The 10,323-nt window shown below is 72.3% G+C and carries 6 protein-coding genes and 1 pseudogene; all 7 read left to right on the top strand.

The window, feature by feature from the left end; translation table 11 throughout:
* Positions 1–289: pseudogene (locus ACFVJS_RS09250) on the top strand (sugar isomerase); the annotation flags it as partial.
* Positions 289–1,227: an ROK family protein gene (locus ACFVJS_RS09245; RefSeq protein WP_378878669.1), complete on the top strand. Its 939-nt coding sequence runs from the start codon at positions 289–291 to the stop codon at positions 1,225–1,227. The pseudogene ACFVJS_RS09250 and the gene ACFVJS_RS09245, both read left to right, overlap by 1 nt.
* Positions 1,224–2,129 (top strand): PfkB family carbohydrate kinase, encoded by a 906-nt coding sequence (locus ACFVJS_RS09240; RefSeq protein WP_378878667.1) that lies wholly within the window; start codon positions 1,224–1,226, stop codon positions 2,127–2,129. The genes ACFVJS_RS09245 and ACFVJS_RS09240 overlap by 4 nt, the downstream gene beginning before the upstream one ends.
* A 1-nt stretch (position 2,130) precedes the next feature.
* Positions 2,131–2,982, top strand: a complete 852-nt coding sequence (locus ACFVJS_RS09235) for a class II fructose-bisphosphate aldolase (protein WP_378878665.1) — start codon at positions 2,131–2,133, stop codon at positions 2,980–2,982.
* A gap of 60 nt (positions 2,983–3,042) precedes the next feature.
* Complete coding sequence (locus ACFVJS_RS09230; protein ID WP_378878663.1) at positions 3,043–6,645, top strand: TIM-barrel domain-containing protein; 3,603 nt, start codon at positions 3,043–3,045, stop codon at positions 6,643–6,645.
* Positions 6,646–6,731: 86 nt separating this feature from the next.
* Positions 6,732–8,864, top strand: coding sequence for a hypothetical protein (locus ACFVJS_RS09225; RefSeq protein ID WP_378878661.1), 2,133 nt, complete (start codon positions 6,732–6,734; stop codon positions 8,862–8,864).
* A gap of 26 nt (positions 8,865–8,890) precedes the next feature.
* Complete coding sequence (locus ACFVJS_RS09220) at positions 8,891–10,318, top strand: phytoene desaturase family protein (protein WP_378878660.1); 1,428 nt, start codon at positions 8,891–8,893, stop codon at positions 10,316–10,318.
* The last annotated feature ends 5 nt before the right edge of the window (positions 10,319–10,323 follow it).

The following is a 10,323-nucleotide window of genomic DNA, read 5'->3' as shown; positions in this document are numbered from 1 at the left end:
GCTGTGGACCGAGTCCTACCCGATGATGGAATACCGCCACGGCCCGCTCTCGATCAGTGCCCCCGGCCGGGTCGTGTGGGCCTTCGGCGACCTGGTGCCCGGCTTCGCCGACGACGTCGCGGTCACCGGCGCCGACCTGATCCACTCCGAGGTCGACCCGCTCGCCGAGCTGGTGCGCGTGCACCTGCTCTGCGTGGAACGGGCCCGCCGCGCCGGTCTCGATCCGGACGCGCCGCGCAACCTGACGCGCTCGATCATCCTCAGCCCGGCTGCCGCTCCTCCCGCGTGATGCGAGCGCTCGCCCTCGCGTTCGACGTCGGCGGCACCTCGGTGCGTGGCGCCGTGGTCGGGCCCGACGACGTGGTGCTGGCCGAGTCGCGGGTGGTCACCCGGCCGGGTCCGGCCGTGCTCGACGACATCGCACGGATGGGCGAGGAGCTCCTCGCCGGCCTGAGCCCGGCCGCCCGGTCGGAGGTCTCCGGGGTCGGCGTCGCCTTCCCCGGTCTCGTCGACACCGAGTCCGGCATCTCCCGCAAGGCGGTCAACCTCGGCCTCGTCGACACCCCGGTGGCGGCGCCGCTCGCCGAGCGCCTGGGCCTCCCTGTCACGGTCATGCACGACACGGCCGCCGCAGCGGGCGCGATCTGGGAGGATGCCGGCTCGCCGGCATCCGCGCTCGTGGCGGTGCTCGGCACGGGTGTTGCTGCGGTGACGTACGTCGAGGGTCGGGCGGTCGTCGGCGTCTCCGGGCAGGCCGGCGAGCTCGGCCACCTGGTGGTCGACCCGGCCGGTCCGCCGTGCGTGTGCGGCCGGCGCGGCTGCGTGGAGGCGCGCGCGGGCGCCCGCGCGATGCTGGAGAGGTACGCCGCGCTGGGCGGTGACACCAGTGACACCAGTGACACCAGTGACGCCGGAATCACCGGCGTCGCCGAGCTGGTCGCGCGGGCCGAGTACGACCACCTGGCCGCCGAGGTCTGGTCCGAGGCGGTCACCGCGCTCGCCGACGGTTTCCTCGCGGTCGGAGCGCTGCTCGCGCCCGGCGAGATCATCCTGGGCGGCGGCGTCGCCGAGGCCAGGAGAGCCCTGCTCGACCCGTTGCGGTCACGCATGCGCGAGCGGGCCGGCGTCACGGCGGTCCCGCCCGTGCGCCTCTCGTCCCTCGGCGGCCGGGCCGGCCTGATCGGCGCCGCCAGACTCGCCCTCGCTCCGACGGAGAAGCGCGCATGATCATCACGATCACCCTCAACCCGGCGATCGACGTGACCTACCGCCTGCCCCGGCTGACCGTGGGGGAGGTGCACCGGGTCGCCGAGGTCATCACCCGGCTCGGCGGCAAGGGCGTGAACGTCGCCCGAGTGCTCCACCAGCTGGGGGAGCCGACCCATGCCGTCGGTCTCGCCGACGAGGACTTCGCCGAGGCGCTCCGGCGGGAGCTGCCGTCGACCTTCCTGCCCGAGCTCGAGGACGTACGCCGGGCCCTGGTCGTCGTCGCCGAGTCGACGACCTCGCTGTGGGAGCCCGGCCGGCAGGCGGCGCCCGGCGCCGACCAGCGGCTGCTCGACCTCGTCGAGGCCCGGCTGGCGGCCGCGACGGCCGTCGCCGTCTCCGGCAGCCTGGCGCCCGGCGTGCCCGTCGATCTACCGGTGCGGATCGCCCGGCTCGCGGCAGCCGCTGGTGTCCCGGTGATCCTCGACCTCGATGACGCGGCGCTCGCCGCGGCGGTCGGGACCGGAGCCGTCCTGACTCCCAACGAGGACGAGATCGCGCGACTCCTCGGGCACGCCCCGGACGACCCGGCCGTCGCGGTCGCCGAGCTCGCCGCCCGCCACGGGGGACCGGTCGTGCTGACCCGTGGACGTCGCGGCCTGATCGCGTGCGTCGACGGCCAGTGCTGGGCGGTCCGCGCGCCCGACGGGATCGCCGGGAATCCCACCGGCGCCGGGGACGCGGCCGCCGCGGGCCTCGCCCGCGGCCTCGCCCACGGCAGGCCGTGGCCGGAGACCCTGCGCGACGCCGCTGCGCTGGGCGCTGCGGCGGTGGCGGCCCCGATCGCCGGCGAGATCGACGCCGGGACGTACGCGTCGGTCCTGGCGGCCATCGAGGTCGAACGAGTCGACAAGGAGGCCTGAGATGCCCCTGGTACCGATGTCCCTGCTGCTCGACCACGCCCGCGGGACCGGGGGCGGGCTGGGCGCGATGAACGTCATCCAGCTCGAGCTGGCCGAGGCGATCGTCGCCGGCGCCGAGCAGGCCGGCCGCCCGGTCGTCCTGCAGATATCCGAGAACACCGCCGACTACCGCGGTGACCTCGCGCCGCTGCTGGGCGCCACCCTCGCGATCGCGGAGCGCGCCACGGTGCCGGTGTGTGTGCACCTCGACCACGCGACCCGGGTCGAGCTCGTCGAGGAGGCCGTGGAGCTGGGGTGTCCCTCGGTCATGTTCGACGCCTCCAAGCTCGACTACGACTCGAACGTCGCCGCCACCGCCAAGATCGCGGCCTGGTGCCACGAGCGTGGCGTCTCGGTCGAGTCCGAGCTGGGCGAGGTGGGTGGCAAGGACGGTGTGCACGCGCCGGGGGTCCGCACCCGCCCGGACGAGGCCACGGCCTATGTCGAGGCGACCGGGGTCGACGCGCTCGCGGTCGCGGTCGGTTCCTCGCATGCGATGACGACGCGGACGGCGTCCCTCGACAACGAGCTCATCGCCCGGCTCGCCGATGCGGTCGACGTACCGCTCGTGCTGCACGGCTCCTCCGGGGTCCCCGACGAGGGCATCGTCGCTGCCGTCGCCGCCGGGATGACCAAGATCAACATCGCGACCCACCTCAACGCGACCTTCACCCGGGCCGTTCGCGTGGCGCTGGAGGACGCGGCGAAGGTCGACCCCCGCAAGTACCTCGGCGCCGGCCGCGACGCGGTCGCCGGCGAGGCCGCGCGCCTGCTCGCGCTGATCGGTGGACCGAGGGTGGACCGCGCAGTGTGACCTACGTTACAGTCGCCCTCGACTTCGATTGATTCTGACTAATTAGGGCGTGATGTGATCATGTTCAATCAATCATTCCGACGGTTACTGGTCGCGGGAGTCGCGTTGACCGCGGGCCTGGTCGCGCTCAGCCCGGTGAGCTCGGTGGCGGCCGAGGCGACGAGCGAGCTCGGCGACGTGACCGGCTTCGAGCGCGACGGCGACAGCTACACCTTCGCCTCCGGAGAGGCCGCGCTGCGCGTGACCTTCGAGGACGCCGACATGGTCCGCGTACGCCTGGCGCCGAACGGCGAGTTCGACGACCCGGCCAACGAGGACCCCACCGACCCCGCCGCTCCCGACGCCGACATCGTCGTCAAGCGCGACTACCCCGGCGGGCAGTCGCAGGTGAAGGAGACCGACGCGGCGTACGTCATCAGCACGGCGAAGGCCGTGCTCACGGTGACCAAGCGGCCGATCACCCTGCGCCTCACCGACCCGAGCGGGCGCGTGCTGATGTCGGAGGCCTCGCCGCTGACCTGGGGCGACAACGGCACCTCGCAGCACCTGGAGCGCGGTGCCGAGGAGCAGTTCTTCGGCGGCGGCATGCAGAACGGCCGGTTCAGCCACCGCGGCGAGACGATCAAGATCTCGCGCGACTTCAACTGGAACGACGGTGGCAACCCCAACGCGGTGCCGTTCTACCTCTCCTCCCGCGGCTACGGGGTGCTGCGCAACACCTTCGCACCGGGCAGCTACGACTTCGGCGCGCCGACCACGACCACCCACGACGAGCAACGCTTCGACGCCTACTACTTCGTCGGTGACGCCGAGCGCGTCATCGACTCCTACACCGAGCTGACCGGGCGGCCGGTCGCGGTCCCGATGTACGCCCTGGAGATCGGCGACGCCGACTGCTACCTGCACAACGCCAACCGCGGAGAGCGCGAGACCCTGCGGGACTCGAAGGCGATCGCCGACGGCTATGCCGAGCACGACCTGCCGCTGGGCTGGATGCTGGTCAACGACGGCTACGGCTGCGGCTACGAGGACCTGGCCGAGACCGGCGACATGCTGAACGACCACGGCGCCGAGCTGGGTCTGTGGACCGAGGACGACCTGACCGAGCAGGAGGCCGAGGTCCAGGCCGGCGTACGTGTCCGCAAGACCGACGTCGCCTGGGTCGGCCCGGGCTACCGCTTCGCGCTCGACGCCTGCGAGCAGGCGCGCGACGGCATCGAGACCAACAGCGCCGACCGTTCGACCGTCCTCACCGTCGAGGGCTGGGCCGGCACCCAGCGCTGCGCCGCGGTGTGGAGCGGCGACCAGTCCGGGAGCTGGGACTACATCCGCTGGCAGATCCCGACCTACGCCGGGTCCACCATGTCCGGCCAGCACCTCGCCACCGGCGACGTCGACGGCATCTTCGGCGGCAGCGCGGAGACGTACGTCCGGGACATGCAGTGGAAGATGTTCCTGCCGATGACCTACCTGATGAGCGGGTGGGCGGCCTCCGACAAGCAGCCGTGGCGCTACGGCGAGCCGTACACCTCGATCAACCGGAAGTATCTGAAGCTGCACGAGCGGCTGCTGCCCTACTTCTACACGCACACGATGCGGGCCCACCGTAACGGTGTCGGCGCGGTCAAGCCGCTCTACCTCAACTATCCCGAGGACCCGAAGACCTGGGGCGACGCGGTCAAGTACGAGTTCCTCGCCGGTGACGACTTCCTGGTCGCCCCGGTCTACGAGGACGCCACGACCCGCGACGGGATCTACCTCCCGAAGGGAACCTGGGTCGACTACTGGAGCGGCCGGGTCCACCAGGGGCCGACCACGATCGACGGCTACAAGGCTCCACTGGACACGCTGCCCCTGTTCGTACGCGCCGGAGCGGTCGTGCCGCAGTTCCCTGAGGGCACGCTCGACTGGCAGCAGGGCAAGAGGTCGGGCCGCCTCGACCTGGACATCTACCCGCAGGGCTCCTCGTCGTTCGTGAACTACGAGGACGACGGGCGCAGCCAGGCGCACGCCTCGGGCGAGTCCGCCACCCAGAAGTTCCAGGTCGACGCCCCCGAGCAGGGCCGTGGCCGTGTCGTGGTGCGGCTGGGCAAGGTCGAGGGCTCGTACGCCGGCAAGCCCGCTTCGCGCGAGTACGGGCTCAGTGTGCACGCCGACGCCGAGCCGGGGAGCGTGGAGCTGGGCGGCAAGGAGCTGCCGCAGCGGGGATCTGCCACAGAGCTGGAGGAGTCCGCGACCGGATGGTTCCACGACGCCGCGACGGGCGTCACGTCGGTGAAGACCGGGAAGCTGCCCACCTCCGCGGCGGCCGTGGTCGCGCTGAACGGGTCCTCCGCCGTCGGCGGCGGCCACCCGGGCGACCGCAACGTGAACCTCGACGCCACCACCTCCGCGATCGCGGTCGCCGGTGAGGCGGCGAAGGTCAGCGCCACCTTCACCAACGAGACCGGCTCGCACGTGCAGCTCGAGTCGATGACGGCGACCGCGCCCGAGGGCTGGGACGTACGCGCGGGTGCTCCCGTGTCCGGTGGCCTGGCGCCGGGCGCGTCGCGCACCGCGACCTTCAGCGTCACGCCGCCGGCAGACGCGGAACCCGGACGTGTCCAGATCGGCGTCGACGCGACGTACGTGACCCATGACCGGACCTACACGGTGACCGACTCGGCGACCACCACCGTCGCCCATCCGGACCTCGCGTCGGCGGTGAACAACGTCGGCGTCACCAAGCCCGAGGACCCTGCGCCGGGTGACATCGACGGTGGCGGCAGCAGCTTCCTCGCGAACAAGCTCGCCGAGAAGGGAGTGACGCCCGGGGCCACGGTGAGCGCGAACGGCTTCGACTTCACCTGGCCGGGCTCGGCGCCGGGCACGAAGGACAACGTCGCCTCCGGTGGCGAGACCATCAGGATCAGCGGTCGCGGCAACGCGCTGGCGTTCCTCGGGACCGGGACCAGCCTGTCGGCCTCGGGGAAGGCGACGGTGCACTACGCCGACGGCACCTCCTCCACGGGGACCCTCGGCTTCCCGAACTGGTGCTGTGCGGCGACCGACAGCTACGGCGCCAAGGTGGCCGTCACCACGCTCGGGAAGAACACGCCGAGCGGCCCGGCCTACCCGACCGTCTCCTACCGACTGTTCACCAAGACCCTGCGCACCGACCCGGCCAAGGAGATCGCGGCGGTCACGCTGCCCTCCAATGCGGCGGTGCACGTCTTCGCGATGACGGTCGGCAACGAGGAGATCGTGCCGCCGGCGCTGGCGGACGGCCAGTACTCGCTCGGCAACGTCGCCTCCGGGCTTGCGCTCGACGCCGCCCGCGGCACCAGCAACGGTCAGCTGACCACGTCGACGGTCGGGACCGCGGCCTCGCAGAAGTGGGTCGTCACCCGGAACGAGGACGACGGCAGCTACCAGCTGAAGAATGCCGGCACCGGTCTGTGTGCCGACGTCGCCTACAGCTCGAGGACGAGCGGCGACCCGGTCGTGGAGTACACCTGCACCGGCACCTCCAACCAGCGCTGGGTCATCGCGGCCGACGGTGCGGCTCTGAAGATCTCGGCCAAGCACAGCGGCCTCAGTCTGGCGGTCGACGCCAACGGACTGGTGATCCAGCAGACCGACACCGCGACCGGCACCCAGCGCTGGCGCGCCACTCCGAACTAGGCCGGTGGCGGGCGACCCGGTCGCACTGCTTACATGACCCTCGACGAGCGCCGCGCGGTGCGGTGACGGAGGAGGGGCGGTGAGGGGTGCGGCCGGGGAGTCGTGGTGAGGTCGCACTGTGCGCCGTGCTCGTGCTGGTCGCCCTGGGCTGGATCGTCGGCGGACTGCGCACCGATGCGGGTGAGCTGCACGCGGCGCCGGTGGTGCTGGTCGGCCCCGACGTCGTCACCGCGCCCCTCGTGAAGCAGGTCAACGCGGTGCCCGGGCGCCCGTTCGCGGCGGGTGGGGTCGAGGACCGGTCCGAGGCGGAGTCGCTGCTGGAGAGCGGTGACGTCGTCGCGGCACTTCACCTCGACCTGTCCGGGACTCGCGACGAGCTGCGGATCGCCGCCGCCCACCGGCCTGGGCTCGCTCGCGCGATCCACGCCGAGGCCGCACGCATCGAGAAGACGCGTGGAAGGAGCGTTGCGCTCGCCGAGTCGGACGAGCGGGTCGAGGAGCGGTCGTGGGGCCTGGTCACCTTCGGAGCCGCGGTGGCCGGCTTCCTGCTGGTGTGCGTCGTCTCCCTCGTGTGGGGGCCGCTGGCACGTACGCTGCCCCGGCTGGTGGCTCGGCTGACCGCGCTCGCCACGCTGACGGTGGGAGCGGGCGTCTGGGGCTGGTTCCTCGCCGTCCCGGCACCGGCAGGGGAGCAGATGCTCATCGCGTCGATCCTCGCCGCCACGGTGCTCGCCGCGGGGGCGCTGACCTTCGCCTGCGAGGTCATCGGTGGATTGCCGGGCCTTTCGTTCGCGGCAGCCGTGATCGTCGCCGGTCCGGTGCCCCTTCTCGTCGCCGGCGACCGTCTGCTGCTCGCCGACACGTGGGCGATCGGCTCGCGATGGACGATCGCCGGGGCGGCCGAGTCGCTGCTGTGGGCGGTCGAGACGCGCACCGGCATCGCTCAACCGGTGGTGACCATCGTGGGTTCGGCGCTGCTCGGGCTGGTCGTGCTGGTGGCGAGCCGCTGGCTGGTCCGAGGTCTCGTCGCACCCGAGAGTGCTCCTGTCTCGATGAGCGGGTGGCGGAGGACCCTCGGTGTGGTGCTGGTCTCGGCCACCTGCCTGACCGTGCTGGTGACCGCGGTCACCTCCGCCCTGCACGCCGGGACCGTGCCCCGGCCGCTGGCCAGCCTCGCCTCGACGACCCAGTGCGTGCCGTCAGGTCCCGTCGAGGACGTCGACGACCTCAACCGGATCACCAGGCTGCGCGCCGAGCCTGCGCTCCAGGGCGGTGACGTCGGCGTGAGCACCACCCTGGGGGACGGGCGGAGCATCTGGATGTTCGGCGACACGTTGCGCGACGAGGAGCTCCCCGGCGCCGGTTTCGTACGCAACTCGATGCTGCTCGTCGAGCCCGACTGCCTGCGCGTCGTCCTGCCGGAGTCCGGAGGCGCCATCATCCCCGACCGCGAGGACGGCGTCGGCTACTGGCCGATGTCGGTGACCTCGCTCGACAAGCCGGGATACACGCTCGTCGTGGTGGCGGCCCAGCGGGTGCGTACGATCTCCAAGGACGTGTTCGGGTTCGAGGCGCTCGGCCCGGCGATCGCCCAGTTCGTCGTCCCGGACGGGGGAGTGCCACAGCTGATCGCGGTGACCGACATCGGTGCCGACGACGCCGACACGCGCCGGCCGATGTGGGGCGCCGCGGCGGCGCTGTCGGGGAAGTGGCTCTACCTGTACGGCACCGCGCGCGAGCCCGAGCCGGAGCTCGGCACCGGGTTCTCGCTCCACCTCGCCCGGGTCGAGCCCGACCATGTCGCCGAGCCCGACCGCTGGATGTATTGGGACGGAACGGGCTGGGGAAGGCGGGCCGGCGCCGCGACAGAGCTGATCCCGGCGGCCGACGGCGTCTCCCAGACACTGAGCGTCTTCGAGCGGGACGGGCGCTGGTATGCGTTCAGCAAGAGCGGTGAGTTCCTGGGTGACGACCTGGTCTTCTGGACCTCGTCGTCACCGACGGGACCGTTCCGCGCGCAGCCTCCGGTCGGCACCCTTCCCTCCGGGGTCGCGCGTGGCGAGCTGCGCTACATGCCGCTGGCCCACCCCGACATCCTCGAGGAGCCGGGCTCGGTGATCGTGTCCTACAGCCGCAACAGCACGGACCTCGGAGCAGTGCTGCGCGACCCGCTCCTGTACCGGCCGAAGTTCATCCGGGTCGACCTCCCGGGCCGTTGACGAATCCGCGGCCGTACGCTGACCGCATGAGCACGGCTGTGGTGGTGGGCAGCGGGCCCAACGGGCTGGCCGGCGCGATCCGTCTGGCCCAGGCCGGGATGGACGTCACCGTCATCGAGGCGCACGACCGGCCCGGGGGCGGCACCCGGACCAGCGAGCGCACCGTCCCCGGTGTGCTCCACGACGACTGCTCCGCGTTCCACCCGACCGGGGTCGCCTCGCCCTACTTCACCTCGCTGGGGCTGGAGCGGCACGGCCTGCGCTGGCTGTGGCCGGAGATCGATCTCGCACACCCGCTCGACGACGGTCGGGCGGGGGTCGCGGCCCGCGACCGGGAGCTGACCCGGCGCTCGCTGGGCGTGGACGCCGACCGATGGGACCGGCTCTTCGCCAACCCCACCGACAACTTCGAGGCGCTCATCGACGAGGTGTTCCAACCGGTGGCGCACGTGCCGCGTCACCCGGTCGTCCTGGGCCGCTTCGGCGTCCACGCCCTGCAGCCTGCGACCTGGGCGGTCCGCCGGTTCCAGGACGATCCGGCGCGTGCGCTGTTCATGGGTGTCGCCGCCCATGCGTTCGGGCGCCTCGACACCCCGCTCAGCAGCTCGGTCGGCCTGATGCTGACCGCGGCCACTCACGTCGTGGGCTGGCCGGTGGCCGAGGGCGGCTCCGAGAGCATCGCCCGCGCACTGCTGGCCGTGCTCGCCGAGCTCGGCGGCTCGGTGGTCACCGGCGTGCGGGTCACCTCCCTCGACCAGCTGCGCGACCTCGCCGGGGGCCGTCCCGAGGTCGTCCTCCTCGACACCGCACCGGCCGGCGTGCTCGAGATCATGGGCGACACCCTGCCCGGCCGCGTACGCCGGGCGCTGGGCCGGTATCGCTACGGTCCGGCGGCGTTCAAGGTCGACATCGCGATCCAGGGCGACATCCCGTGGACGAACCAGGAGTGCCGTCGCGCGGGCACGCTCCACCTGGGAGGTACGGCGGCCGAGATCGCCGCGGTCGAGAAGGAGACGACCCGCGGCGTGATGCCCGAGCGGCCCTTCGTCCTTCTGGGCCAGCAGTACCTCGCCGACCCGATCCGGTCCCACGGCTCGATCAACCCGATCTACGCCTACGCACACGTCCCGCACGCCTACGACGGCGACGCCACCGAGGCGATCCTCGGCCAGATCGAACGCTTCGCTCCCGGCTTCCGGGAGCGCGTCGTCGCGGTCTCCACGCGCACTCCCGCCGAGTTCGAGGCCTACAACCCCAACTGGGTGGGCGGTGACATCAGCGCGGGCGCGAACACCGCTGGCCAGATCGCCTTCCGGCCGCGACCTGCGCTCGATCCGTACGCCCTACGGGTTCCCGGGGTCTACCTGTGCTCCTCGGCGACACCGCCGGGCGGCGGGGTCCATGGCATGGGCGGCTTCCATGCGGCCGAGGCCGCGTTGAGACGCCTGGGCTGAATCGC

Source organism: Nocardioides sp. NPDC057772, from assembly GCF_042798075.1.
GTDB lineage: Bacteria > Actinomycetota > Actinomycetes > Propionibacteriales > Nocardioidaceae > Nocardioides.
Note: the sequence above shows the minus strand (reverse complement) of the source record. Positions and strands in the feature narration are given on the sequence as shown.

What these genes read in the sequence shown, in the direction of transcription:
- ACFVJS_RS09245 (WP_378878669.1), top strand. Translation starts at nt 289, where the DNA reads ATGCGAGCGCTCGCCCTCGCGTTCGACGTCGGCGGCACCTCGGTGCGT.
- ACFVJS_RS09220 (WP_378878660.1), top strand. Translation starts at nt 8,891, where the DNA reads ATGAGCACGGCTGTGGTGGTGGGCAGCGGGCCCAACGGGCTGGCCGGC.
- ACFVJS_RS09235 (WP_378878665.1), top strand. Translation starts at nt 2,131, where the DNA reads ATGCCCCTGGTACCGATGTCCCTGCTGCTCGACCACGCCCGCGGGACC.
- ACFVJS_RS09230 (WP_378878663.1), top strand. Translation starts at nt 3,043, where the DNA reads ATGTTCAATCAATCATTCCGACGGTTACTGGTCGCGGGAGTCGCGTTG.
- ACFVJS_RS09240 (WP_378878667.1), top strand. Translation starts at nt 1,224, where the DNA reads ATGATCATCACGATCACCCTCAACCCGGCGATCGACGTGACCTACCGC.